This window comes from Dyadobacter sp. NIV53, from assembly GCF_019711195.1.
GTDB lineage: Bacteria > Bacteroidota > Bacteroidia > Cytophagales > Spirosomataceae > Dyadobacter.
Genome location: NZ_CP081299.1, coordinates 1636739 through 1661563 on the forward strand (window position 1 = coordinate 1636739; position 24825 = coordinate 1661563).

General features: G+C 40.0%; 27 protein-coding genes and 1 pseudogene. 19 read left to right on the plus strand and 9 right to left on the minus strand.

The annotated features are described in order from the left end of the window. Positions 1 to 77: 77 nt before the first annotated feature. Together mltG and KZC02_RS06575 are read right to left on the minus strand one after the other, a co-directional pair. Complete coding sequence (gene mltG / locus KZC02_RS06570) at positions 78 to 1115, minus strand: endolytic transglycosylase MltG (RefSeq protein ID WP_221393371.1); 1038 nt, start codon at positions 1113 to 1115, stop codon at positions 78 to 80. Positions 1116 to 1176: 61 nt separating this feature from the next. Then, positions 1177 to 2256, minus strand: coding sequence for an Ldh family oxidoreductase (locus KZC02_RS06575; protein ID WP_221394964.1), 1080 nt, complete (start codon positions 2254 to 2256; stop codon positions 1177 to 1179). A gap of 239 nt (positions 2257 to 2495) precedes the next feature. On the opposite strand from KZC02_RS06575, the gene KZC02_RS06580 reads away from it, so the two are divergent. The 7 genes from KZC02_RS06580 (at position 2496) to KZC02_RS06605 (ending at position 9256) form a co-directional block, all read left to right on the plus strand. Further along, on the plus strand, positions 2496 to 3125 hold the full coding sequence (locus tag KZC02_RS06580; protein ID WP_221393372.1) for a DUF502 domain-containing protein: 630 nt from the start codon (positions 2496 to 2498) through the stop codon (positions 3123 to 3125). Between the two features lie 78 nt (positions 3126 to 3203). Further along, positions 3204 to 3443, plus strand: coding sequence for a hypothetical protein (locus tag KZC02_RS31540; protein WP_229254036.1), 240 nt, complete (start codon positions 3204 to 3206; stop codon positions 3441 to 3443). Then, the gene (locus KZC02_RS31545; protein ID WP_229254037.1) at positions 3440 to 3817 is read left to right on the plus strand and encodes a hypothetical protein; all 378 of its coding nucleotides are present in this window, start codon (positions 3440 to 3442) and stop codon (positions 3815 to 3817) included. The genes KZC02_RS31540 and KZC02_RS31545 overlap by 4 nt, the downstream gene beginning before the upstream one ends. Positions 3818 to 3945: 128 nt before the next feature. After that, complete coding sequence (locus KZC02_RS06590) at positions 3946 to 5181, plus strand: 3-phosphoshikimate 1-carboxyvinyltransferase (protein WP_221393373.1); 1236 nt, start codon at positions 3946 to 3948, stop codon at positions 5179 to 5181. Positions 5182 to 5269: 88 nt separating this feature from the next. Next, complete coding sequence (locus KZC02_RS06595) at positions 5270 to 6853, plus strand: FMN-binding glutamate synthase family protein (protein WP_221393374.1); 1584 nt, start codon at positions 5270 to 5272, stop codon at positions 6851 to 6853. Between the two features lie 52 nt (positions 6854 to 6905). Further along, a complete protein-coding gene (locus KZC02_RS06600) occupies positions 6906 to 7586 on the plus strand; it encodes a hypothetical protein (protein ID WP_221393375.1) in 681 nt (226 codons plus the stop codon). Positions 7587 to 7591: 5 nt separating this feature from the next. Next, the gene (locus KZC02_RS06605) at positions 7592 to 9256 is read left to right on the plus strand and encodes a S8 family peptidase (protein ID WP_221393376.1); all 1665 of its coding nucleotides are present in this window, start codon (positions 7592 to 7594) and stop codon (positions 9254 to 9256) included. On the opposite strand, the gene KZC02_RS06610 is transcribed toward KZC02_RS06605, so the two are convergent. Next, a complete protein-coding gene (locus tag KZC02_RS06610; protein WP_221393377.1) occupies positions 9243 to 9782 on the minus strand; it encodes an NUDIX hydrolase in 540 nt (179 codons plus the stop codon). The genes KZC02_RS06605 and KZC02_RS06610 overlap by 14 nt on opposite strands. Before the next feature lie 74 nt (positions 9783 to 9856). Here KZC02_RS06610 and KZC02_RS06615 point away from each other — a divergent pair, with 74 nt between their 5' ends. The 3 genes from KZC02_RS06615 to KZC02_RS06625 all read left to right on the plus strand — a co-directional run bounded on the left by KZC02_RS06615 (position 9857) and on the right by KZC02_RS06625 (position 11440). Then, entirely contained in the window at positions 9857 to 10768 is a 912-nt protein-coding gene (locus KZC02_RS06615; protein WP_221393378.1) for a DUF2911 domain-containing protein, read from the plus strand. Positions 10769 to 10937: 169 nt separating this feature from the next. Then, positions 10938 to 11192 (plus strand): type II toxin-antitoxin system Phd/YefM family antitoxin, encoded by a 255-nt coding sequence (locus KZC02_RS06620; protein WP_221393379.1) that lies wholly within the window; start codon positions 10938 to 10940, stop codon positions 11190 to 11192. Between the two features lie 11 nt (positions 11193 to 11203). Then, the gene (locus KZC02_RS06625; RefSeq protein WP_221393380.1) at positions 11204 to 11440 is read left to right on the plus strand and encodes a Txe/YoeB family addiction module toxin; all 237 of its coding nucleotides are present in this window, start codon (positions 11204 to 11206) and stop codon (positions 11438 to 11440) included. 16 nt (positions 11441 to 11456) lie between these two features. Here the strand turns inward: KZC02_RS06625 and KZC02_RS06630 are convergent, their stop codons facing one another. The 3 genes from KZC02_RS06630 to KZC02_RS06640 all read right to left on the minus strand — a co-directional run bounded on the left by KZC02_RS06630 (position 11457) and on the right by KZC02_RS06640 (position 13437). Next, complete coding sequence (locus tag KZC02_RS06630) at positions 11457 to 12065, minus strand: trimeric intracellular cation channel family protein (protein WP_221393381.1); 609 nt, start codon at positions 12063 to 12065, stop codon at positions 11457 to 11459. 81 nt (positions 12066 to 12146) lie between these two features. Beyond that, positions 12147 to 12968, minus strand: coding sequence for a thymidylate synthase (locus KZC02_RS06635; protein ID WP_221393382.1), 822 nt, complete (start codon positions 12966 to 12968; stop codon positions 12147 to 12149). 40 nt (positions 12969 to 13008) lie between these two features. After that, positions 13009 to 13437, minus strand: a complete 429-nt coding sequence (locus KZC02_RS06640) for an OsmC family protein (RefSeq protein ID WP_221393383.1) — start codon at positions 13435 to 13437, stop codon at positions 13009 to 13011. A 268-nt stretch (positions 13438 to 13705) separates the two neighbouring features. Here KZC02_RS06640 and KZC02_RS06645 point away from each other — a divergent pair, with 268 nt between their 5' ends. The 6 genes and pseudogenes from KZC02_RS06645 to KZC02_RS06670 all read left to right on the plus strand — a co-directional run bounded on the left by KZC02_RS06645 (position 13706) and on the right by KZC02_RS06670 (position 17484). Continuing rightward, positions 13706 to 13945, plus strand: a complete 240-nt coding sequence (locus tag KZC02_RS06645; RefSeq protein WP_221393384.1) for a 4a-hydroxytetrahydrobiopterin dehydratase — start codon at positions 13706 to 13708, stop codon at positions 13943 to 13945. Next, positions 13942 to 14671: pseudogene (rsmI, locus tag KZC02_RS06650) on the plus strand (16S rRNA (cytidine(1402)-2'-O)-methyltransferase). The gene KZC02_RS06645 and the pseudogene rsmI overlap by 4 nt, the downstream one beginning before the upstream one ends. A 138-nt stretch (positions 14672 to 14809) precedes the next feature. Next, complete coding sequence (locus tag KZC02_RS31555; RefSeq protein ID WP_255637526.1) at positions 14810 to 15886, plus strand: DUF4105 domain-containing protein; 1077 nt, start codon at positions 14810 to 14812, stop codon at positions 15884 to 15886. Positions 15887 to 15893: 7 nt separating this feature from the next. Next, positions 15894 to 16685: an inositol monophosphatase family protein gene (locus KZC02_RS06660; protein ID WP_221393385.1), complete on the plus strand. Its 792-nt coding sequence runs from the start codon at positions 15894 to 15896 to the stop codon at positions 16683 to 16685. A 182-nt stretch (positions 16686 to 16867) separates the two neighbouring features. Then, entirely contained in the window at positions 16868 to 17308 is a 441-nt protein-coding gene (locus KZC02_RS06665) for a YfiT family bacillithiol transferase (RefSeq protein WP_229254039.1), read from the plus strand. 20 nt (positions 17309 to 17328) lie between these two features. Continuing rightward, positions 17329 to 17484, plus strand: coding sequence for a FeoB-associated Cys-rich membrane protein (locus tag KZC02_RS06670; protein WP_229254040.1), 156 nt, complete (start codon positions 17329 to 17331; stop codon positions 17482 to 17484). A 92-nt stretch (positions 17485 to 17576) separates the two neighbouring features. Here the strand turns inward: KZC02_RS06670 and acs are convergent, their stop codons facing one another. After that, complete coding sequence (gene acs, locus KZC02_RS06675; protein ID WP_221393386.1) at positions 17577 to 19466, minus strand: acetate--CoA ligase; 1890 nt, start codon at positions 19464 to 19466, stop codon at positions 17577 to 17579. A 278-nt stretch (positions 19467 to 19744) separates the two neighbouring features. On the opposite strand from acs, the gene KZC02_RS06680 reads away from it, so the two are divergent. Beyond that, a complete protein-coding gene (locus tag KZC02_RS06680; protein ID WP_221393387.1) occupies positions 19745 to 20971 on the plus strand; it encodes a THUMP-like domain-containing protein in 1227 nt (408 codons plus the stop codon). A gap of 57 nt (positions 20972 to 21028) precedes the next feature. Further along, positions 21029 to 21667, plus strand: coding sequence for a hypothetical protein (locus KZC02_RS06685; RefSeq protein WP_221393388.1), 639 nt, complete (start codon positions 21029 to 21031; stop codon positions 21665 to 21667). 93 nt (positions 21668 to 21760) lie between these two features. On the opposite strand, the gene KZC02_RS06690 is transcribed toward KZC02_RS06685, so the two are convergent. Beyond that, a complete protein-coding gene (locus KZC02_RS06690; protein ID WP_221393389.1) occupies positions 21761 to 22114 on the minus strand; it encodes an ArsC family reductase in 354 nt (117 codons plus the stop codon). Between the two features lie 46 nt (positions 22115 to 22160). Beyond that, on the minus strand, positions 22161 to 23561 hold the full coding sequence (locus KZC02_RS06695; protein ID WP_221393390.1) for a dicarboxylate/amino acid:cation symporter: 1401 nt from the start codon (positions 23559 to 23561) through the stop codon (positions 22161 to 22163). A 406-nt stretch (positions 23562 to 23967) separates the two neighbouring features. Between KZC02_RS06695 and KZC02_RS06700 the strand changes: the two genes are divergently transcribed. Further along, complete coding sequence (locus tag KZC02_RS06700) at positions 23968 to 24819, plus strand: universal stress protein (RefSeq protein WP_221393391.1); 852 nt, start codon at positions 23968 to 23970, stop codon at positions 24817 to 24819. Positions 24820 to 24825: the final 6 nt, after the last annotated feature.

Below are 24825 nucleotides of genomic sequence, written 5' to 3' on the forward strand. Positions count from 1 at the left end.
GTAAAGTTATAAAAATGAAAAATCCTGAATAAGAATATGTTCTTATTCAGGTTGTAATTACTATAATTTAAAATTCGTTATTTCATGATTTTAAGGCGGTTCAGTTCAGCCTGATACATACGTGCGTTATTTAAATGATCTTCATATGTTGTGGCAAATGCATGGTAACCAGACAAATCGGCTTTGGCACACATGTATAGATAATCATGTTTATCGTAATTCAAAACTGCATCCAGAGAATTAAAATCCGCCACACGGATCGGGCCGGGAGGAAGCCCTGTATTTACATAAGTATTGTAAGGCGACTTAACCCTTAGCTGCTCGTTCAAAATACGTTTAATAGCAAAATCCTGTAAAGCAAATTTAATAGTCGGATCGGCCTGTAATGGCATCAATGCATTCAAACGATTGATATATAATCCGGCCACGCGAGGCCTTTCATCCACTTTTCGTGCCTGTTCTTCTTCCACAATCGATGCTAGAATTGAAACCTGAACAGGTGTTAAACCAATGGCTTTTGCTTTCGCTACCTTTTCATCTGTCCAGTATTTTTTGTATTCAGAATGCATCCTGTCCAAAAACTTTTCGGTTCCTGTTGTCCAGAATATTTCATACGTGTTCGGCAAAAACATGGATACAATTGTAAGCGTATCCAGTCCGTATTTCCTGCAAACTTCGGGGTCGTTCAGCGCCTTCCTGAAATTGTCTTCCCCAAACTCAAACCGGCTTCCAATCCTTTCAATCAGATCTTCTTTTAACCTGATGTTATTGAATGTCAGTCTCAAAGGATCCTGAACACCAGAAAGAAGTTTTTTAACTGCCTGGTAATTGCTCGTATTCGGCTTAAAAACATAACGGCCAGGTTTTACATTTTCAGGATAGCTAAGCATTTTGGCCAAAAACTGAAATGAAATATGGTCATTGATTACATTGTGTTTATTCAATGTATCCAGAACCGTTTTATAAGTTGCACCTTCAGGAATCAATAAAGCAAAACTGGTTTGTTTGTCAAGCTGAATATTTGGGGTTCTGAAAATCTGCCAGAAATAAAAGGTAAATGTGGTTGTCAGCATCGCAATGGTGACAAATGCTCCTATTTTGAAATTACGGGACATGGAAATTCGCTTTGAGCTGTCAGCAATTAGCCATCAGCTGTTTAAATATTTAAAAAAGTATCTATAAATTATTTTCAAAACTGATACCAAAACGCTTAGCCAGTTCAGACAATGACAAAATAACAGGTTCTAAAAGTTCAATTCCCTCTACACTCCGAATTGCCTCAGTTTCCCTTTCCGGATCGCCTGGAATAAGCACCTTTTTACCTTCAACGGCTCTGGCTCCGCGAAACGCGCGTATCCATTTGTCCATATCTTCCTTAAATTCATTCGCTGGCCGGAATCCATCAATCCGCATTGCGCCTAAAAAATGACCGGTTCCTAATCCAACTCCTGCCTGAGCTGACATAAACCCTGCAGTAGCAAACGGCGGCACCCATGGACCAAAATTAGCGCCCGAAAGAACACCCGAAAATATATCCACAATAGCACCTAATCCATATCCTTTGTGACTTCCGTGTTCTCTGTCCGAGCCGAGAGGAAGCAAACCTCCCCCGCTTTTTACGGCATTGGAATCTGTCGTGTCATTTCCTTCTGCATCCTGTGCCCATCCCAGTGGCGCTGGTAAACCTTTCCGCTGTAATATTTCAAATTTTCCGTAAGCTACCGCCGTAGAAGCAAAATCAGCAACAAACGGAGGTTCTTCATTTGCAGGGACAGCAACTGCTATCGGATTGGTTCCTAACAATTTATCCAGCGAAAAAGTAGGAGCAACCAATGGTGCAGCATTGGTCATGGTCATACCGATCATTTCCTTTTGTAAAGCCAGCATTGCATGATAACCCGCAATACCAAAATGATTCGAATTTCGAACTGAAACCCAGCCTGACCCTACTTTCTCTGCTTTTTCCATGGCAATTTCCATAGCCCGCGGCGCTACTATCAATCCCAATCCACGATCACCGTCCACTACCGCAGTGCTTGGTGTTTCGTAAACCACTTTAATGTCTGGCGTAGGATTCAGCCTTCCGTTGTCATAGAGACGAACATAACCCGCAAGCCGGGCAATTCCATGAGAATCAACACCTCTTAAATCAGCACTGATTAAAACCTGGGAAGCCAGTAATGCTTCTTCTGCTGAACACCCTATGGCAAGAAATACTTCTTCTGTAAAATGTTTTAAATAACTCGCCTGATACATATATACTAAATAATGGAAAGACAATGTGTTTTTAATAACACTTAAAAGCTAACTTTTAATGTTAGCGGGTGCAAATATCAATATTACATTTCCAACGTCCAATATTTCATTTTAATGATCAGTTTTTGCATGCCTTTATGAATGGCAAATGCCATTGCAAATGAATTTAAAAGCATTTAAATCTGTACCTTCGTATATAGTTTTGGTGTAATCCTCTGCATCACAAGCACAAATTATTGATGAAGATTAAAAACTTTTTACTGAAACGAATACTTAGTTATTTCATCAGAGGGCTTGTTTTAATAGCTCCTTTGTATGCTACCGGACTTATTATCTGGTCAGGAATTGAGTTTCTGGATAACATAATCCCTATTAACATTTCTATTTCCGAACACCAGGAAGTTTATCTCCCGGGTTTGGGTGTACTAATTATTGTGAGCGGCATTATTTTGCTTGGTTTCTTCTTTTCTACCATTGTCCCGCAATCATTTTTAAAATTTGCAGAAAATATCATGCGCCGCATACCACTGGTCAGCCTGATATATTATTCCATTAAAGATCTGATCCTGGCTTTTGTTGGCGACAAAAAGAAATTCAACCAGCCGGTTCTTGTTACGATGTATAAAGAAACAGGAATTAAAAAAATCGGATTTATTACACAGACAGACCTGAGTCACTTAAATATATCCGATCATGTGGCCGTATATATGCCATTATCCTATTCGCTTTCAGGAGAATTATTTATTGTTCCAACCGAAAATGTTACCTATTTGAATGCCACTACAACCGACATGATGAAAATGCTTGTTTCCGGCGGAGTTTCAGTTAAAGTATTAAAAGAAGAGACCCACGAGCCAGACAATTTATAACTTTTGATCAAGCAACATTGTATTTGTTTTGCCCGTTTAAATAATGATTTCCTATATTTGAACCTTTCATCTTCAATCATGAGAAAATACCTTATCATATTCTTTTTGTCTGCCTTAGGAAATGTTCCTGCATGGTCTCAGGATCACTACGATCCACAAAATGCACTGAGCAGCGAAGAGCTTTTCCTTAAACAAAGCGGAGATAACCGAGTCATTGGTGCTCCTGGCCAAAAATATCTTGTTCTCGATGCGTCTCCTGTTCTCGGCGGTTTTCACCGTTATCGTTTTTTCCTGGCGATAATATTAAGTTCAGGATGAATAATGAAACAATCCGGTTCAATGAAACTATCGCAAGTGTGAACGATTCTTCTTTTACTATTGGTATTGTCAATGAGGCAGTGGGAAGAATGGATTATCAGGAAATACTTTTAAAAGATATCCGTCTTATGAAGGTTTCGCGGAGAATACCTTTTGTTTCCCAGGCAGCTGTATTTCTTCCTTTGGCAGGACTAATTTACATCGGTGCTGATTTTTTCAATAAAGGGATTGATAATAAACGTTTTACAACCGACTCTTCGTCTATTATTGTAGGCGGCGCATTAATGGTTACAGGTTTATTCTGTTACAAAATGACTTTTGCTTCTCTGAAAATGAACCATAAAAACAAGCTGAAAGTACTTGAAACCTATTAAAGCCTGCTATTTTAACCAAAATCTGTATATATTCAGATATATAAATGTAACTCTGTGAAACTTCACGCTTTGCGTTGTTTTCACTTATCAAACCCCGCGTTAAACACGCCAAAAAATCCGAAATTCCAGTGAAATCTATTCTTGTACAACCACCTCAACAACCAATAAGAGCCGAAATAAGACTTGTAGCGTCTAAAAGCGAATGCAACAGAGCCTTGATTATCAATGCACTTACAGGTTTTCAATGTGAGCTTTCCAATATTTCTGAGGCCCGCGACTCACAAACAATGCAGCGGTTATTGCAATCCGCTGAGCCGGTTGCGGATGTTATTGATGCAGGAACTACCATGCGTTTTTTGACTGCCTATTTTGCTGTAACCAACCAGAAAAAACGCATGACCGGTACGCCGCGAATGTGTGAACGCCCGATTGGAATCCTGGTTGATGCATTGCGGATTTTAGGAGCAGACATTCAATATGAAAATGCAGAAGGTTATCCTCCTCTTCTGATCAATGGATTTTCTTATTCAGGCCAGAATGAATTGAGTATGCGTGGTGACGTGAGCAGCCAGTATGTATCAGCGTTACTTCTTATTGCCCCTGCATTACCAAGCGGACTGACAATCAAACTGAATGGCGAAGTAGGTTCACGCCCGTATATTGAAATGACACTCAACCAGATGGCAACATTTGGCATTGATTATAAAGCGGATTGGAAAACAAATACTTTACATGTTCCGCCAATGAAATACCAGGCAGCTCCATATGCTATTGAATCTGACTGGTCCGGCGCAAGTTATTGGTATAGCATTGTGGCACTTGCTGATGATGCAGAAGTAGAACTTTTAGGTTTACAAAAAGCATCGTTGCAAGGCGATAGCGCGATTGTTGAGATCATGAGCCATTTGGGCGTTGACAGCGTTTTTACCGAACGTGGTGTGCTTCTTAAAAAAATACCCGCAGCAGCTTCTATCGGATGGGATTTTGCCAATTGCCCCGACCTGGTTCAAACAGTCGCAGTTTGCTGTGCAATTAAAAAAATTCCTCTTTCTTTAACCGGAATCGAAAGTCTTAAAATAAAAGAAACAGACCGCGTACTGGCTCTTCAGCAAGAGCTGCAAAAAATCGGTGCAGAACTGAATGAAATTGAAACCAACCATTTATACCGTGTTTCAAACATAGAAAACTGGTCGGAAAATGAGACTCCCTCTATTCATACGTATGACGATCATCGCATGGCTATGGCATTTGCACCAGTTGGAATGGTTCGTCCGATAATTATTGAAGAACCGGATGTAGTTGTAAAATCTTATCCGGGATATTGGAAAGATCTTGCTGTTGTTACCGAATGGCAGGAAATATAATTTTTCATTTTCTAAAAACCGGCCCGAATGCAATAGCCAGGCTATTTCTTTCTGACCGGTTTACCACACACTGTCAATAAGCATTTCAATGGAATCCTCCGCTCTTTCTTTTCTTTCCTCTGTTCCTGTTTGGGTTTATATTGTGCTTCCTCTTTTAGCAATAGCACTTAGAGATATGCTGCAAAGAAAACATACAATTCAGCATAATTTTCCACTTCTTGGTCATTTTCGTTACATGATCGAAAAGATCGGGCCTGAATTGCGGCAATATATTGTAGCTAATAACCGGGAAGAACTTCCATTCAACCGCCGCCAGAGATCCTGGATTTATGCTTCCTCAAAAAATGAAAATAATTACCAGGGTTTTGGAACAGATCAGGATATGCAGGAAGCTGGTTATGTTTTGATCAAACCGGCTATGTTACCTTACAAACTTCCGGCAGCACATCCGCATCATGTAAGCAATGGAAAAGATCCCAACCACTACACCATCCCGTCAGCAAAGGTAATTGGTGAATACCACCAGCGCAGGCGTCCGTACCGGCCTCATTCTGTGATTAATATCAGTGCCATGAGTTTTGGGTCTTTGTCCGCCCGTGCGGTAGAATCCATGAATAAAGGGTCGTTACAATTTGGCAATTATCATAATACTGGCGAAGGTGGCTTGTCGCCGTATCACAAATTTGGTGCCGATGTGGTTTTCAACATGGGCACCTCCTATTTTGGTGTTCGTGATAACGAAGGGAATTTCAGGATGGAGAAACTAGTCAAAATGACCCAGAATAATCCGTTCGTAAGGATGATCGAGCTTAAATTATCACAAGGTGCAAAGCCAGGTAAAGGTGGTGTGCTTCCTGCAAGTAAAATAACGGCCGAAATTGCTGAAATTCGCCAGGTGCCTATGGGCATTGATATTGTTTCTCCTCCCTATCACAGTGCATTTTCTGATGTTCGGGGTATGATTGAATTCATTGAGCAAATGGCTGAATCAACTGGTTTGCCCGTTGGAATTAAATCAGCCATAGGGAAAACAGATATGTGGGAGGAACTGGCCGATATGATGATTGAAACCGGAAAAGGGCCTGATTTTATAACTATAGATGGTGGCGAAGGAGGTACCGGAGCTGCACCACCATCTTTTGCCGATCACGTAGCATTACCTCTTGTATTTGCTTTTAGTACAGTTTATAAAATATTTCAAAAAAGAAACCTGACTGATAAAATTACTTTTATTGCATCGGGTAAACTAGGTTTACCCGCTCAGGCAGTAATGGCGTTTTCCATGGGCGCCGATATCATCAATGTTGCCAGGGAAGCTATGATGTCGATTGGCTGTATCCAGGCACAAACCTGCCATACGAACAATTGCCCTACCGGCATTACTACCAATAACAAATGGCTAGGTGCTGGTCTTGACCCGACTTTAAAAAGTGAACGGTTTTACAATTACATGAAAACCCTGTCAAAGGAAATCATTGAAATTACGCACGCGGTTGGTTACGAACACCCCTGTCAGTTTGGAATGAATGACGTCGATATTTCTATGGGAGACAATAACCGGACTATCCCACTGGCCGATAATTATGGATATTTAAAAACCATTGTACCATATTCAGGCTTTAATGCGCTGTTGGACTGCCAGCATTTGGGAGGGAAAAGTGAGAAGTTTTAAAGTTTAGAGTTCAGAAGCGCAGCTGCGCCGTACAAAGTCCAGAGTTTACAATATGAGTGTCAGGATAAAATTTTACATTAAAGTGTTATTTTTATTACTTGCCACTATTTCGTGCTCCAAAGAGAATCTGTCTTCCAATTCCGACTCCGCATATTTTCCTTTAAGTATAGGTCAATCTACAAAATTCGATATTGAACGTACAATTTATTCACTATCTTCATCACCGGAAACCGATCATTTATTAACATTACAGGTTATCTCAGATTCATTTAAGGATATCCATGAACAGCAGGTTTTCAAAACCATGTATTATGTTCAGGAGAATAAATCAGAATGGAAATTGGATTCTACCGGTACATCCTGGCATACTCTGGATAAAGCTTTAAGCCAGGAAAATGGCCGGACAATAGTAAATATGTGTTTCCCTTTGACTGAAAAAGTGATGTGGAATGGAAATCTATTTAATTCCAACGGTGAGACCATGTTCAGGGCAGTTGATGTGGGTGAGCCATTTCAGATCGGCAATACAATTTACCCCAATACAGTTACAATTATCAGGCAGGACGACTCAACACTTTTATCAAAAAATAAGTATATAGAAATATATGCAAAAGACGTTGGCTTAATCAGGAAGGAAAAAGTATTTCTACAATATTGCAACCCGTCTGATTGTGTAGGGAATGGAGTTATTAATACCGGCTGGAAAGAGCTTAGCACAATTAAAAATGATTGAAAATAATGGCTAAATCTATATTACTAATTCTGTTTTGTATCTTATTTACAACAAGTTACGGAATCGCCCAAAGTAATCCACGTTATCTTATTCTATATAAGGATAAAGCCAATTCGTTATATACTGTTGATAAGCCTGCTGAATTTCTGTCTGAGCGTTCAATTTCCCGTAGAGCACGTCAGAATATTCCCGTAACTATCCAGGATTTTCCGGTAAATCCGGGTTATGTCTGGGCCATTGGACAAACGGGCGCAAAGGTCATTTACTCTTCCCGATGGTTCAATGGTTCCTTGGTGGAAGCATCGGATGCACAACTGGCAGATATTAAAAAGCTAAGTTTTTATAAAGGGATTGAACTCAATCTACCAGTTGCAAATCTTACATCCAAATCTCCCGGCATTGAAAGAATCAGTGCTGTTGATCGAAAGATGGAAACATCGGAAGAATTGAATTATGGCAGAATGAATGACCAATTGGCGTTAATGGAAGTGCCTCAATTGCACGACAAAGGCTTTCACGGAGAAAATATGATCATTTCCGTAATTGATAATGGTTTTATAAACGGTAAAAATCTCGGTTTTTTAAAGCCTGTTTTTGATGAAAACCGCGTGTTGGATACACATGATTTTGTTGGCCGGGATGGTAACGTGTACAATGACGGGTCCCATGGGCTTGAAGTACTATCGACCATCGCTGCTTACGCACCTTCTTCCATGATTGGTGCAGCGTTTAAAGCTACTTTTGCATTGTACGTAACAGAAGCTAACCTGGTTGAATCGCCTTATGAAGAAATAACATGGCTTTTAGCGGCTGAAAGAGCTGATAGTGTGGGTACTGATATAATCAGTTCATCACTGGGTTACAGTTACTTCGACGGAGAATTTGACACTCCGGCATATAATCATACTTATGCGGATATGGATGGGAAAACAACAATCATAAGCCGTGCCGCCCGCTATGCTACCAGAAAAGGTATCTTAGTAGTAATCTCCGCTGGAAATGAGGGCAACGATCCCTGGCGTTATATTACTGCTCCGGCCGATGTAGATTCCGTTTTGAGCGTAGGCGCAACAAATTATGACCTGAGCTACGCTGCATTCAGTTCAATTGGGCCTAATTACATTGGTCAGCAAAAACCAGATGTTGCTGCTGTTGGAGCGGGAACTGTCGTTGGTAATGCATCAGGAAATGTAGGTTTAAATAATGGTACTTCTTTTTCAACTCCGCTAATTGCAGGTTTGTCAGCGATTTTATGGCAGGCATACCCGTATCTTTCAGCTCAGCAAGTTATTTCTGTACTGAAACGATCAGGAAACCAGGCTAATAATCCTGATAATATGCTCGGATATGGAGTTCCCAGTGTAAGCAAAGCTGAGAATATTATTTACGACGAATTTAAACCGTTGGGCGTAGAAAATGACTTACTAAAATCTATCATACTCTCTCCAAACCCAACCGCAAATGATCTGATATTAACGATTCCCCAGTCGTTAGTTGGCAAAAAAGCATCATTCAGGATTTTTCATTCGAATGGCGGATTGCTTTCAAATTATGATGTGAATCTTTCCCAAACAATGGCTGTCAATACAAAAGCATTAACGACCGGATTATATATAGCGAAAATCAAAGTGGGAAATCTGGAACGGGCTTTAAAATTTATAAAGCAATAGTTTTCCTTACCATCCGCATGATAGATTCTGAATCATTTAAATTTCCAATTTTCTGAATTGGTATCCATTTGACATCACGCGATTCGATATTGATGATCAGTTCCTCTGCCGGATCTGCTTCAAACAAGAATCGGATATCATAGTGATTATGTGCAGCATCTTTACTATTAGCAGGAATGAGATGAATATCTACATCAAAAATTCCATTTTGCAATAATTTCACATTTTGAAGTCCGGTTTCTTCTTCCACTTCTTTTGCTGCAACGCCTATTACATCCGGATCTCCGTCACAATGTCCGCCTGGCTGAAACCAGCGATCCAGTTTGCGGTGATGCATAAGTAAAACTTCGTCCTTGCCAGGAGAAACGATCCAGCCCGAAGCGGTGACATGGCCGCATACTAGGCTTCTTTCAAAACAATCAGGGTTATTACTAACGAAGCTTTTTATATCTGCAAGCATTTCAAGCTCACCTGAATCTGCTGGCGTATAAGAATTAAGTAAAGCGTGTAAACTGTTTCGTTTCATTGTAGGCTATCTAAACTTTTCATTCTAATTTCGCCGCAAGTTTAATATTTAAAGCAACAAACCACCCATTCGAAATGAAAAAGTATCTTCTATCCATCTCCTTTGCCATTGCGATAACAGCTGCAACGTTAGCTCAGCGTACGCCTCAGGCCAGCCCAGCAGCCATTGTCATGCAAACTGTCGGAGTTACGGATTTTACTGTAAAATATTCAAGGCCAAGTATTAAGGGACGCAGGATATTGGCTGACAGTTCTGTACTGGCACCTTATAATGAAGTATGGCGTACAGGGGCCAATCAGGCAACTACACTGGAATCCGGTACTGAATTTTCTTTTGGCGGAAAGAAAGTGCCTGCCGGAAAATATGCGTTGTTTTCCATTCCATCCGGCGCAGCATGGACTATTATTCTGAACAAAAATTTTACCCAAGGTATTGATGCTTACAAAGAAGCTGACGATATAGCGCGCATTGTAGTGGTTCCTACATCAGCTGGTTATACTGAAACTTTCAGCATTGATTTTTCAAATCTTACCGACAGCACCGCCAATTTGAATCTGGCGTGGTCATCAGTGAAAGTTCCTGTACAGATTTCAGTTGAAACGCAAACTCTGACCATGGCTTCATTGAACAAAGCAGTTGCTGAAAAACCGGAAGATCCTGCAACGATGCAAACTGCGTCCGGTTATCTGCTATCAAAAGGAAAGGATTTACCTCAGGCATTAGCACTGGCTGACAAATCAATTGGCCTGAAAGAAACATTTTCAAATCTTTGGCTAAAAGCACAGATCCTGAACAAATTAGGAAAAGTATCTGAGGCATTACCCATCGCTCAAAAAGCATTAACTGTTGGAGCAGCATCGGGAGACAATGCCTTTGCAAGCTTCTACAAAGGACAAATTGAAAAAGGAATTGCAGGCATGACGGCGAAGTTGCCAATTGTGAAAGAAGCTGCTTCGGTGGTTAAGGGGAAGAAAAAGAAGAAATAATTTCAACTGAATAATTTAAGGAACTAAGCCTGCAAAGTTTAAGCTTTAATAACCGGAGTCAGGCATCTCCGGTTATTAAAATAGTCCACGATTCTTAAACACACATATCAACTCATGTACCTGTTTATGTACATAACTGTATTTATTTTTACATTATAAGCGCAATATCATGAGAACAATAACAGTCAGCGAATTCCGAAAAAACATCAAAAAATATGCGGTTTTAGCGAATACAGAAAAAGTAATCGTTAATCGCGGCGATGGCAAAGCGTTTGCAATCGTGCCAATTGAAGCTTTAGAAGATAATGGCTACGATCCCGAATTTGTAAAAAAAATTTTGATGCTGATAAATCTGCGAAAGAGGGCAATGTTACAAGGATTAAAGATGCCAAAAATATATGGGCAGATATTCTGTAGACATTAAGAAAAAGGCAATTGGCTGAACTTTATAAATCTGGCAATAAAGCTGATATAAAGAAAGTTGAAGTTATCTTTTTGGAATTAGAAGAACATCAAGAGATAGGTCCTGGCAACCCGGAACAACTGAAGTATGAACTTTCCGGATTTTGGTCAAGGAGAATTAATCCAAAAGACAGGCTTGTTTATAAAATTGACAATTTAGAAGTAATCGTGACCATCCTCTCCGCCAAAGGGCATTATTCGGATAAATAAATTATATCCCCTACCCTCACCTGAAAAACCGCGGAATAGTCCATTCATATCTTACAGCTAAAATCCGGATTACTATAATCAACAGAGAAGAAGCAATAAATGCTGTATTTCTTTCTACACCAATCCTGTTAAGAATCAGGTAACAACAGGCACCTGCCAGACAAGCCGTTGCATAAACTTCTTTCCGGTAAATAATCGGGATTTCATTGGTCATTACATCCCGGATCACACCACCCATTATAGCAGTAAAAATCCCCATAATTGCGGCAATTTCAGGTCTTACTCCTAAATTCAGGGCTTTTTCAGTACCTACAATAGTGAAAAGCGCAATTCCGCAGGTATCAAAAAAGAAAAGTGTTCTTCTTAAACGGATGAGGTATTTGTAAAAAATGAAGGTTACTACAATTCCGGTGATAATGGCATAAATGATGGTGATGTCACTTATCCAGACCAAAGGATAACTATTCAGGAGAATATCCCGCAAAGTACCACCGCCAATAGATGAAATAAAAGCAGTAAAACTCGCTCCAAACCAATCCTGATACTTCTGACCTTTTATAGCAAGAGCACCGGAAATAGCAAAAGAAAATGTTCCAATAATTTCTAAAATGTACTGAATACTCATAGGAAGAGTGATGAATTAAGAGTTAAGAATACCTTTTCTAATATTTAATTCATCACTCTTCATTTTTAACCCTTAATTATTTTAAACGGCCACCGGCGCCTTGATCCCGGGCCATGGATTATAATTCAGCAATTCGAAATCTTCAAATTTAAAATCGAAGACGCTTTTAACTTCCGGATTAATAGCCATAGTTGGAAGCGGCCGTAACTCGCGGCTTAACTGCAATTCTACCTGTTCCAGGTGATTGCTGTAAATATGCGTGTCGCCCCCGGTCCATACAAAATCACCCAGATCAAGGTCGCATTCCTGTGCGATCATCATGGTCAGTAATGCATAACTGGCAATATTAAAAGGTACGCCTAAAAACACATCTGCACTGCGCTGGTAAAGCTGACACGATAATTTGCCTCTTGTTTCTCCTGCAGAATCGTCGGGCGGGGCAACATAAAACTGAAATAATGCATGACAAGGCTGCAATTTCATCATTGATAATTCTGACGGATTCCAGGCTGAAACCATAATCCGGCGTGAATCCGGTGAATTTTTTAACTGATTCAGGACTTCCTGTAACTGGTCAACTGATTTGCCATTCGGGCCTTCCCAGCTCCTCCATTGTTTACCGTAAACGGGCCCAAGATCTCCGTTTTCATCCGCCCATTCATTCCATATCGATACACCATTGTCTGTCAAATATTTGATATTGGTGTCTCCCTGCAAAAACCAGAGCAGTTCGTAAATAATGGATTTCGTATGTACTTTTTTAGTCGTAACCAACGGGAAACCATCTTTCAGGTTAAAGCGCATTTGATAACCAAAAACACTGATCGTTCCCGTTCCTGTCCTGTCTGTTTTACGAACTCCATTGGCTAATACATGCCGGAGCAAATCGTGGTATTGCTGCATTTGAATTTTATTAGTACAAAAAATGTGTACAGATTATTTTTTAAACAGTTGCGATTTCTACGCTGTGTGTAATGGTCGCCAAAGCTTCCAGTTGAGCAGTTGCCGAGCAATATTTTTCCATAGAAAGAGCAATGGCACGGTCAATTTTTTTCTCGTCGAGCTGATTTCCTACAAATTTGAAGGTCAGGTGGATATTTCTGAATGGTGAGCGCTTGGTACCTTCTTCTTCCGTACGATCACCATCCGCTGTTACCCGAAAATCAGTAATGTCCTGTTTTTGTTTTTTCAAAATAAGAACCACGTCAATCGCACTACAGCTTGCAAGCCCCATTAACAGCAATTCCATTGGCCTTACTCCCAGATTTGTACCACCAATTTCCGGCGATCCGTCGGTATGTACTTTGATTTCTGATGAACCGCTTCCTTCAAAATGAAAAGCGTCATTAACGCGCACAAGTTCTACTTTCATAATTCTTTGGCAGGTATCAAAGTCTATCTTTTATAACCTGTTTATTTATCTGCGTAATTTTTAAAAAACTTTCAGGTAATCTCCTGATCTACTTTCCTTATAATGATTAAGGCGTAATCAAAGTTCAAATATACTTCATGATTCCCTATTCGGCTATTGGTGCGAATAATTTAAAAACAAGTTTTATCCTTGTATATTCGTTCAATAATGATACATGGTTTATAAAAATCGGTGAGCTTGTACGTTGCTTAATCCTAAATTCCTGATTATGTGGAAAGAAGAAGATAATAAATTAAAGCGCAGTTTTACATTCGGCGATTTTAAAGAAGCATTCGCTTTTATGACGAAAGTGGCCCAAACTGTTGACAAGATGGATCATCATCCGTTTTGGAGCAATACCTACAACAAAGTTAATTTTGAGTTGAATACCCATGACGCCGGTGACAAAGTGACTGAAAAAGACAGAAAACTGGCCGCTGCTATTGATCAGATTTTTGAACAAAAATGAAATTATACATAGTACCAACCCCAATCGGGAACCTTGAAGATATAACCCTTCGTGCAATAAATGTATTAAAAAGTGTGGATGTTGTTTTAGCAGAAGACACCAGGACTTCCGGCAACTTACTGGAAGCATCTGGGCATCAGTAAACCCATGCATAGTTACCACGTTCACAATGAACATCAAACAGTTATGCGTGTTGTAGAGCGTATATTGAAAGGCGAAACTATGGCGCTGGTCTCAGATGCCGGTACACCTGCCGTTTCTGATCCGGGTTTTCTTCTGGTGAGAGAATGTATTAAAAATGGAATTCCGATCGAATGCCTGCCCGGTCCAACGGCGTTTGTTCCTGCGCTGGTAAACTCCGGATTACCTAGCGACAGGTTTACTTTTGAAGGATTTTTACCACATAAAAAAGGAAGGCAAACACGTTTGCAAAACCTTGTGAATGAAGACAGAACGATGATATTTTATGAATCGCCGCATCGTTTGCTTAAAGCTTTGCAGCAGTTTTCAGAATATTTCGGTACCGACAGACAGGTTTCAGTTTCAAGAGAACTGACAAAAATTTATGAAGAAAATATCCGGGGAACGATAACAGAAGTTTTGGCTTACTTTTCCGGAAAAACAATAAAGGGTGAAATTGTAATCGTACTTGCTGGTAAAGCAGAGGAGAAAAAGTCATCAGACAAATACGAGGACGAACGTTTTGAAACATCTCAACATGAATAAAAGGTCAATAATACATACTACGGTTTGTAACCTTAGTAAAATGAAATCCGGTTTACTATTTCTTTTTTTACATTATTTATTGTTGGGACCGGGAATGCCCAATTCGGGACTTTAAGTCCAAATGCGAAGGTTAGCCTGATCACAGTCGGGCCAGGAAACGAATTATATTCCGGGTTCGGCCATAGCGTACTTTGGATTACTGATCCGGTTCAGGGAATTGACAGAGCATATAATTATGGAACGTTCGCTTTTGAAACCGGTAATTTTTATATAAAATTTTTGAGGGGGACTCTGCCATATTCTGTCTCAGTAAGTCCGCTTCATTATCAAACGGATTATTGGGCTTCTGAAAACAGATCCATTAAAGAAGAGGTTCTAAATTTATCACCGGGCCAAAAGCAGAAGCTATATAATTTCCTTGAAAACAATTATTTGCCTCAAAACAGATATTATGCGTACAAATTCTTTTTTGATAATTGCTCAACAAGGATGGTCACTGCATTAAAGGCAGCATGCGGCGACAGTCTGAATTTCCCTGGTTACACGCATGAAAAACTGAGTTTCAGGCAATGGATCGACCGTTATGCTTACGAACAAAATCCATGGGCCGATTTTGGCATGGATCTGGCAATAGGTGCACCATCGGATGAAATTGCGACTGCAGAACAGGCTACATTTTTACCTGATAATCTGAGTACTGCATTCAGGGATTCTAAAATAAAAGTTGGAACCCGGACTTTGCCCTTAGTAGGGTCAAGCCGTAATATATTCGTGGCACAACCTATTACCGGTAAAATATGGCTCACGCCAATGATCACGTTCTGGGCATTGGCAGCATTGGTTTTGTTATTCACTTTTTGGCAGATCAAGTATGAGAAAGTCAATTTTACTCTGGATAAGATCCTGTTCAGTATCTGCGGGGTAATGGGCTGGTTTATCCTGTTATTATGGTTCGGAACCAATCATGGTGTTACGGCATTTAATTACGATATTTTGTGGGCTTTCCCGCTGTGGCTGCCGCTTATTTTATTTATTTCTCCACAGCAAAAACCCGCGTGGTTTCCATTCTTATTGATATTTTACGGATTTCTTTTACTTTGTGCAACCGGAAATCTTGCCAAACATAATCTCGTGATTATTCCTATTTTACTGACATTGATCATCCGCGTTTATTACATGAATAATTCACTTTCTAAAATCCCGCAAAAAGGATAATCAACGAATGAATCTTGAACTGCTAACTCAACAAACGGTAGAAATCGTTAGAAAAGCTTCCTTATTTATTCAGCAGGAAGCGGCACTTTTTTCCCGTGACAGAATTGAATATAAAGATCTGAATAATCTGGTGTCTTATGTCGACAAAGAGGCTGAAAAGCTCCTGGTTCAGGCACTGAGTGAGATTTTGCCGGAAGCAAGTTTTATTACCGAAGAAGGAACGACCGGACAGGAACCAGATCCGTTAGCACTAAACTGGATTATTGATCCTTTGGACGGCACAACAAATTTCATTCACGGCCTACCCGTTTATTGTGTAAGTGTAGGTTTGGCAAGAGGAAAAGAACCACTCGTTGGCGTGATCCATCAGCCAAGTACGGACGAAATGTTTTACGGCTGGCAAGGTGGCGGCGCATGGTGTAATGGAATTCAAATGCATGTATCCAAAGTACCTGTTTTACAGGAAAGCCTGATAGCAACCGGTTTTCCATACTACAAATTTGAAAAGCAAAAACGCTACATGTATATTCTGGAACTGCTGATGCAAAAAACGCATGGGCTCAGACGTATGGGGGCAGCAGCAGTGGATCTGGCATATGTAGCAGCCGGCCGGTTCGACGGCTTTTATGAATACAACCTCAACTCCTGGGATATGGCTGCGGGTGTATTACTGATCAAAGAAGCAGGTGGAACTGTTACTGATTTCAATGGCGGGGATAATTATCTTTTTGGAGGCGATATCATCGCAGCAGCAGGCGCACACAAAGAATTGATGGAGCTGATACGTGAGAATTTTTAAGTAAATAAAACTAGCCATTATAGTAGTATAACAATCTATAAATGACGGCCTGGCAATTAATCATTTATAATTAATATTTATAACAACCATGGAACTTGAACAACTCCGCTATCCTATCGGGAGATTTACTCCTCAAAGTAGCTACACAGCAGCCGAAATAAAAACCGATATTCAGATCATAAGTGCTTTGCCTTCTGAAATTCATTAATCTGCTGGGAGGATGGGATGAAGACAAAATTAACACGCCTTACAGGCCGGATGGCTGGACGATACGGCAGCTGGTACATCATGTTGCAGATAGCCATATTAATGCTTACACCCGTTTCAGACTCGCTTTAACAGAAGATAATCCTACTATCAAGCCCTATAAAGAAGATCTTTGGGCAGAACTTCCTGATGCCAAAGCGGCTCAGGTTGAATTATCCCTGCAACTGATCCGCTATGTTCATTTGCGTTGGGTATTGTTATTAAATTCCATGAATGAAACCGATCTGGCAAGAACATATGTGCATCCCGAAGCAGAAAAGATTTTCAGGCTGGATACAGTCATAGCAAACTATGCATGGCACAGCGAACATCATTATCAGCAGGCATTCCAGCTAGCGGCCAGGAACAATTGGTAATCATAGATTGTTTATAACCCATGATGTTACAACAGATTATAGTGATTATTCTTTTCCTTGCAGCTGCCGGTTACATGGGGTGGAAATTATGGAAATCGATTAATAGCCGAAATGCCGGCGGATGTGCAAAAGGATGCGGCTGTGCAGCGGATAAGGCAAGTTCTGTGAAAGCCTGATTTTGTTCTTTCAAACCAAAATCAATGGTCAATTATTAATAAGCCTGAAAACAAGCGTTAATAATTGACCATTAACAATTTACAATTCTATTTTATAGCGCCCCTTTTTTAATATCTTCTACAACGGAAGGGTCAAGAAGCGTAGACGTATCACCCAGATTAGCCACGTCTCCTTCCGATATTTTACGCAAAATCCGTCGCATAATCTTTCCTGAACGCGTTTTAGGTAAACCTGATACAAACTGAATTTTGTCCGGTTTTGCAATAGGCCCGATAATACGTGAAACCGTGGCAGCTATATCTTTTCGGAACATTTCTGCATCGCCGTGTCTGTTATCCGTAATAATATAAGCATAAATTCCTTGCCCCTTAATGTCGTGAGGATAGCCCACAACAGCAGATTCCACTACCCCAAGGTGCATATTAATTGCATTTTCCACCTCGGCAGTACCAATTCTATGGCCCGACACGTTCAGTACATCATCCACACGACCAGTAATCCGATAAAATCCGTTTTCGTCGCGAAGGCAACCATCACCAGTAAAATACATGCCTTTGTATGCAGAAAAATACGTCTGCTTGCATCTTTCATGATCGCCATACGTCGTACGGATTATTCCAGGCCATGGGAATTTGATGCACAGGTTTCCGCTTACGTCGTTTCCTTCGATAATATTTCCGGCTTCATCCACCAATACAGGCTGGATTCCTGGCAGAGGCAATGTTGCATAAGTTGGCTTTTCCGGTGTAACACCGGCAAGCGCGGTTATCATAATTCCACCAGTTTCGGTCTGCCACCATGTATCAACAAGAGGACAATGATCATGGCCAATGTTATGCTTGAACCAGTGCCACGCTTCTTCATTAATCGGTTCGCCAACGGAACCCAATTTTGTCAGTGATGACAAATCGTGATCTTTTACATATTGTAAACCAAAACTCATCAATGAGCGAATGGCCGTAGGCGCCGTGTATAGGATATTCACTTTGTGTTTTGCAACAATCTGCCACATGCGGCCGGCATCCGGGTAAGTTGGGACACCTTCAAAAATAACAGAAGTAGCTCCATAACACAATGGGCCATAAACGATATAACTGTGGCCGGTAATCCATCCGATATCTGCTGTACAAAAATGGATTTCTCCCGGCTCATACTGAAATACATTCGCAAATGTATAAGTTGCATAAATCATGTATCCGCCGCAGGTATGCACCACACCTTTTGGCTTGCCGGTTGATCCGGAAGTATATAAAATAAAAAGAGTGTCTTCGGCATCCATTGGCTCGGCTGCACATACAGAATCCACCAGTTTCACCTCATCTTCCCACCAGAGATCTCTTCCCTTAAGCATAGAAACCGGCGTACGAGTACGCGTCATTACAATTACGTTTTCCACCGTTGAACAAAGTTCCAGTGCGTTATCCACCGTTTCTTTCATTGGGATAACCTTGTTTCCACGGAAAGCACCATCAGATGTAATTACCATCGTACAAGAGGAATCGTTGATCCGGTCAGCTATCGATTTTGCCGAAAATCCACCAAAAACAACAGAATGTATCGCTCCTATCCTTGCACAGGCAAGTACAGCAACAGTCAATTCAGGAACCATCGGCAGATAAATGCAGACCCGGTCACCTTTTTTAATGCCATGTTTTTTTAAAACATTGGCAAAGCGGCAAACCTGGTCGAAAAGCATCTTATAGGTTATACTTACGGAGACGTCTTCGGGATCATTAGGCTCCCATAAAATAGCAACCTGATCGCCTTTTGTTTCAAGATGGCGATCCAGGGCATTTTCGGTGATATTCATTTCACCTCCTTCAAACCATTTCGTATTTGCTTCACTGAAGTCCCAGCTTAGGACTTTTTTCCATGGTTTGCGCCATGTAAATTGTTGGGCTACTTCGGCCCAGAAACCTTCGGGATCGTCTACACTTTGTTTGTAGGCAACCTGATACTCTTCAAAGGTCTTAATTCTCATAATATTAAAGGTTAACTAAAGGAAATAGGTGAATAAGCGACAATTTATAATTTTCGGTTGGTTAGTCCTACTCAAGAGAAAATAGATTTACAGTCAGCTACCGGCTATCGGAAGAACCCTGTCGGCGATCGTTTAATTTTGTTCATTGTATTTAGCTGAAAGCCAATTGCCGATGGTACTATTAGATTATTCTGATAAAGTGTGATGAATACTTTCCTTTTGATGAACGAAAAATCTTTATTTTGAATTGAAAAGCCACATAGAAGACCTTCTTTATCATGGATGCCTCTTTACTACAAAATGACAGGAATACGATTGGTTTTGACGATACTGAACTCGCTTTTATCAGACAGCATAAACAGGACGATGTCAATCAGCTTATTTTAAAATCCGGCCAGTTTAAAGGGATTGATGTAAAAAAACTTGCAGGCCAGATCTTATCCAGACAAAAAGCTTTAAAAAAACTTCCGGAATGGTCTGCTAATGATGCGTTAATTTTCCCACCGGCTCTTTCTGTTGAGCAATGTTCATCCGAAGCAACCGCACGTTACAAGTCGGGTATCATTTCAGGAAAATCGCTTATTGATATTACCGGCGGAATGGGTGTTGACAGTTATTACCTGAGCAAAAACTTTGGTAAAACGCAATATTATGAACAGCAGGAAGAAGTAGCTGAAACGGCTGCTTATAATTTTAAAATACTTCAGGCTGAAAATATCGAAGTTCATCAGGTTGATTCGCTTGCTGCTCTGGAGAAAGTCAATATACAGGCCAATTGGATTTACGCCGATCCTGCCAGAAGGGGTTTGAATAAAGAAAAAGTTGTAAGGTTGTCAGACTGCACGCCGGATATTGTTGCCAATCTGGATTTATTACTCAAAACCGCCCCTGACATCCTTCTCAAAACCTCCCCTTTGCTGGATATAGATCTGGCAGTGAAAGAATTGAAATATGTAAAAGAGGTTCATATAACCGGTTATGATAACGAGTGTAAAGAACTCCTCTTTCATATCAGCCGCGACCATCATTCAAATGATTTTCTACTAAAAGTACGCATTCTGAATTCGGCGGGCGTTGTATTGCAATCGCTGGATTTCAACAGAAATACGGAGCGAAACTCAGAAATAAGCTACTCTTATCCGCTTTCCTATTTATATGAACCACATGCCGCTGTTTTGAAAGCAGGTGCGTTTAAGATTCCGGGATCGCTTTATCAGGTAAAAAAACTGGCAGCAAGCAGCCATTTATACACTTCTGACAAGCATATTATTAATTTCCCCGGACGAACTTTTGAAATCATTGGTGTTTGCAAGCCTGACATTCAGGAAATACTTACTTATATTAAAGAAAATAAAGCAAATCTGACTTTGCGAAATTTCCCCGCTAAAATTCATGACCTGCGCAAAAAATGGCGTCTAAAAGACGGTGGTGATTTTTATCTTTTTGCAACCACTCTTTCCGACAATAAAAAAGTAATTATTATTACTAAAAAAATTGAAAAGTAGACATTTAAAGCAATGAAGAACAGCAACATATCATTTGGTTTACCAAAACGAAAAACAATGAAACTAAGAATTACCTTCGCCCTGTTTGTAATAATCCTCAATGTAGTTCCCTGTTCATTACACGCGCAAACGGTCTTTCCCGGAAAACAAACTATTGACAAAAAGGAATACCTGGGACTTATCCTGAGCAACGCTATTTCAGAAAAATACCTGAGTGATTACTGGGAAAGTTATATCAGCAAATTTGGAAAAGTAAAAGGGAAAAGAGGCATTTATACCATTGAGAAGGCTTCTATTCCTCCGGTTTCTCCCAATCCGATTCAGCTTACCAGTGAAGTTTCTTCTTTAAAAAAGCAAGCACAGGTATTTATGGCTTTATATGTCGATGGCAATTATGTAGCCAACAGCAGTGATCAGACATACAAAGCAGCGGAATCCGTATTGAAAGATTTCTCTGATTACGCAAGCAAACATGAAGATGTAAGAGTTGCTGATGAAGCATTTACCACAGCTGAAAAAAGCCATCAGAAATTACAAAGTAAGATGGAGGACAACACCAAGGAAATAGAACGTACTGAAAAGAAACTGAATGAATTACGCCTTGAAATGGAAAAAGGAAAAGTAGATTCTCAGAATTCCATACTGGATCTTCAAAATAAACAGAAGGCGCTTGAAGCTGTAAAAAGTAAGTTATAAGCTTTAAATAGTTTCAAGACGAAAAATCCCGGTATTTAGAAATTTAAATGATTTCTAAATACCGGGATTTTTTATGCACTAATCTGAATCTGGTCAGAGAAAAATCTCTTCATATTCTTTTTCAGAAAATCCAAGGGCAACAGCGTTTCCATTCTCATCTTCAATCACCGGCCGTTTGATAACTGATGTTTTCGTTACCATCAGCTCTATCGCAGATTTTTCATTTTGGACCAGTACTTTTTCTTCATCCGTTAATGCTTTCCAGGTTGTACCAGCTTTGTTCACGAGTTTTTCCCAGGGAAATTTTTTAAACCAATCCTGGATTTTTTCCGGTGAAATACCCTTCTTTTTATAATCATGAAAGCTATATTCTACTCCGTTTTGTTCAAGCCAGGTACGCGCTTTTTTAACAGTATTGCAATTCGGTATTCCGTATACGGTAAACATATTGAAGTTTAATTCGCTTATTCAGCGAGTTTGTAATATTAAATAATCATACTTCGAGTGCAACCGGCTCCGCTACCAATTTGTCTGAATTATGCATTTTTTCATCGTCCAGTTCGCCTTCCCAACGAGCAACTACTGCTGTTGCAAGACAGTTTCCAGCCACGTTTACGGTGGTTCTTGCCATATCCATCAGTTCGTCAATACCCATAATTAATAGTACGGGCCATTCAGGCATATTAAAACTTGCAATAGCTCCCAGCAAAATCACGAGTGTTGCGCGCGGTATACCTGCTACACCTTTACTGGTTAACATCAGTAAGAAAACCATGGTAACCTGTTCTCCAACAGACATGTCTGTACCAGTGGCCTGAGCAACGAATACGGCGGCAAGTGCAAGGTAAAGTGTGGAACCATCCAGATTAAAGCTGTACCCTGTTGGCATAACAAAAGCAACAATCTGGCGCGGTACTCCAAATTTTTCCATTTTCTCCATTGCTTTTGGCAATGCAGCTTCTGAACTAGTAGTAGCAAAGGCAATAGAAAGTGGCTCGAATATATTCTTCGCCAATTTGAGAACGGGAATTCTTGCAATTAATGCAATTGGAACAAAAACGATCAGTATAAAAACGATCAAAGCACAATACAACGTTGCAAGCAATAAGGCCAGGTTTTTCAAAACATCGATACCCATATGGCCCACCGTTTCTGCAATGGCCGCTCCAACACCAATCGGTGCGAAATACATGATGATTTTAGTGAATTTAAACATTACTTCGGCCAGCAATTCAACCCCCGAAACAAATTTTTCTTTCTTTACCGCCGGAAGTAATGCGAGGCTGATTCCAAAAAGAACACTGAAAACAACAATTTGTAATACTTCACCATGGTAGATGGATTTTGCCATGTTTTCCGGAAAGGAATGGACGATTATGTCCTGCCATGTTTGATGCTTAATTTCCGGTAATGTGGCATTCAGTGACGCAGGTGCAACAATTCCTACACCCGGCTTAAACCAATTGGCAAAAACCAATCCTATAACAAGTGCAAAGGTGGTAACAACTTCAAAATAGAGCAGCGATTTCCAACCCATTCTGCCCACCTGTTTCAGATCCGAATGCCCGGCAATACCTGTAACCAGCGTTGCAAATAACAACGGTGCTATTACAGTCTTGATCATTTGAAGAAATATCTGTCTTAAAAAGTGAAGATTTATTCCCATATCCGGAAAATCATGGCCAATCTCCGTTCCTACCAGCATTGCAATCAGTATCGAAGTAGTAAGGTTTTTCTTTATGATAGCAAATGTGATAAGACCTGCAACAGCAAGCCATCTGATGACAAGCAGAACGTCATGAGAAATTGGTACTATATCGTATGCACTCAGTACTGTGGCAATGGCGGCAATGCTTATAAGGGCGATGTTAATGATGGTAATCTTGCTCTTCATATAGAATCTTGGTAGTGGGGAAAACAGTTTGTGACGGTAAACTTATAAAAAATCAAATTAAGGAACGTACAATAGCACGAAGCATTTAGAACAAAACCCAAAATATTTTAGATGCATTGCATGATATTATTGATTGATTGTATTATTCTTTACCAATTTGAGGAAATAATAAATTGTTTAACAAGTTAATCATTGGTACAAAAAAATGGTTGGACAACTTTATAATCCACTTTTGGGATTCTGTCTTTTTTTATCAAACAAACAGAAAATTGAAGATGGCATAATATTTGAACCTCTTAAACTACTGAATTATATTATCATTACTTTTTGTCAGCACCAGTTGTATTGCTTTAAATATTTTTAAATTACCAGACTTTAATTTATTTCTGAATTTACTCTCAATATCATGAACCGCATATTAATTCCAATAGACTTTTCTGAAAATGCAGACCGTGCGTTAAGTGCTGCAAAGATAATGGCTGATAAAGAAACCACCGAGCTCTTAATTTTACATGCATATCAGCCTTATATAGCAGATGTAAGCGCTACATCCGGCAGTGTTTTACCGGGTGTTGGCTCACCTGATTTTCTTTCTATGACAACCGAATTAGAAGAAGAATTTCGCAAAAAACTGGATGAATATGCTGATGCTGTTACCGCAGAAGGTTATAAGACTACTACAATATGGTCGATCGGAGGTATACAGTCATCAGTAGAAGAGGCTGTTAAAGAGCACAACCCCGATCTGATTGTATTAGGAAGAACCGGAACAGGCGGTTTTCTGGATAAGCTGATTGGCAGTTCCGCTACGCATATTGCACTGCATTCGCCTTGTCCGGTGATGATTATACCTCCGCAGAGCACACCAAAAAAATTCAGTAAAGTCGTATATGCCACACAATTTGAATATGAGGAAAATGATATTCTTAAAGAGGTATACGTTATGCTGAATCATCTGGGAGGTAAATTAACGCTTTTAAAAATCAATACTGACTCACAGCCAAATATTCAGTCCGACGAACAGTATATCACACAGATCAAAAATGAGTTTGATATTCGGGACGAAAATATTGTGACCCGCGAAGCCAAACATGTTTTGGACGGAATAGAAGATTATTGTGATGAAGTCAATGCTGACCTGCTCATCATGTCATCCAGGGAAAGATCATTTCTTGAAGAATACCTGATCAATCCTGGTGTCACAAAAAAACTCGTTGTTGATACACACGTTCCATTATTAGTGTTTCATCTTAAGTAAAATGCT

Excerpts from the sequence above, each read along its gene's own strand:
- mltG (WP_221393371.1), bottom strand. The coding sequence starts at position 1,115 with ATGTCCCGTAATTTCAAAATAGGAGCATTTGTCACCATTGCGATGCTG.
- KZC02_RS06575 (WP_221394964.1), bottom strand. The coding sequence starts at position 2,256 with ATGTATCAGGCGAGTTATTTAAAACATTTTACAGAAGAAGTATTTCTT.
- KZC02_RS06580 (WP_221393372.1), top strand. The coding sequence starts at position 2,496 with ATGAAGATTAAAAACTTTTTACTGAAACGAATACTTAGTTATTTCATC.
- KZC02_RS31540 (WP_229254036.1), top strand. The coding sequence starts at position 3,204 with ATGAGAAAATACCTTATCATATTCTTTTTGTCTGCCTTAGGAAATGTT.
- KZC02_RS31545 (WP_229254037.1), top strand. The coding sequence starts at position 3,440 with ATGAATAATGAAACAATCCGGTTCAATGAAACTATCGCAAGTGTGAAC.
- KZC02_RS06595 (WP_221393374.1), top strand. The coding sequence starts at position 5,270 with ATGGAATCCTCCGCTCTTTCTTTTCTTTCCTCTGTTCCTGTTTGGGTT.
- KZC02_RS06600 (WP_221393375.1), top strand. The coding sequence starts at position 6,906 with ATGAGTGTCAGGATAAAATTTTACATTAAAGTGTTATTTTTATTACTT.
- KZC02_RS06605 (WP_221393376.1), top strand. The coding sequence starts at position 7,592 with ATGGCTAAATCTATATTACTAATTCTGTTTTGTATCTTATTTACAACA.
- KZC02_RS06610 (WP_221393377.1), bottom strand. The coding sequence starts at position 9,782 with ATGAAACGAAACAGTTTACACGCTTTACTTAATTCTTATACGCCAGCA.
- KZC02_RS06615 (WP_221393378.1), top strand. The coding sequence starts at position 9,857 with ATGAAAAAGTATCTTCTATCCATCTCCTTTGCCATTGCGATAACAGCT.
- KZC02_RS06620 (WP_221393379.1), top strand. The coding sequence starts at position 10,938 with ATGAGAACAATAACAGTCAGCGAATTCCGAAAAAACATCAAAAAATAT.
- KZC02_RS06630 (WP_221393381.1), bottom strand. The coding sequence starts at position 12,065 with ATGAGTATTCAGTACATTTTAGAAATTATTGGAACATTTTCTTTTGCT.
- KZC02_RS06635 (WP_221393382.1), bottom strand. The coding sequence starts at position 12,968 with ATGCAGCAATACCACGATTTGCTCCGGCATGTATTAGCCAATGGAGTT.
- KZC02_RS06640 (WP_221393383.1), bottom strand. The coding sequence starts at position 13,437 with ATGAAAGTAGAACTTGTGCGCGTTAATGACGCTTTTCATTTTGAAGGA.
- KZC02_RS06645 (WP_221393384.1), top strand. The coding sequence starts at position 13,706 with ATGTGGAAAGAAGAAGATAATAAATTAAAGCGCAGTTTTACATTCGGC.
- KZC02_RS06660 (WP_221393385.1), top strand. The coding sequence starts at position 15,894 with ATGAATCTTGAACTGCTAACTCAACAAACGGTAGAAATCGTTAGAAAA.
- KZC02_RS06670 (WP_229254040.1), top strand. The coding sequence starts at position 17,329 with ATGATGTTACAACAGATTATAGTGATTATTCTTTTCCTTGCAGCTGCC.
- acs (WP_221393386.1), bottom strand. The coding sequence starts at position 19,466 with ATGAGAATTAAGACCTTTGAAGAGTATCAGGTTGCCTACAAACAAAGT.
- KZC02_RS06680 (WP_221393387.1), top strand. The coding sequence starts at position 19,745 with ATGGATGCCTCTTTACTACAAAATGACAGGAATACGATTGGTTTTGAC.
- KZC02_RS06685 (WP_221393388.1), top strand. The coding sequence starts at position 21,029 with ATGAAACTAAGAATTACCTTCGCCCTGTTTGTAATAATCCTCAATGTA.
- KZC02_RS06690 (WP_221393389.1), bottom strand. The coding sequence starts at position 22,114 with ATGTTTACCGTATACGGAATACCGAATTGCAATACTGTTAAAAAAGCG.
- KZC02_RS06695 (WP_221393390.1), bottom strand. The coding sequence starts at position 23,561 with ATGAAGAGCAAGATTACCATCATTAACATCGCCCTTATAAGCATTGCC.
- KZC02_RS06700 (WP_221393391.1), top strand. The coding sequence starts at position 23,968 with ATGAACCGCATATTAATTCCAATAGACTTTTCTGAAAATGCAGACCGT.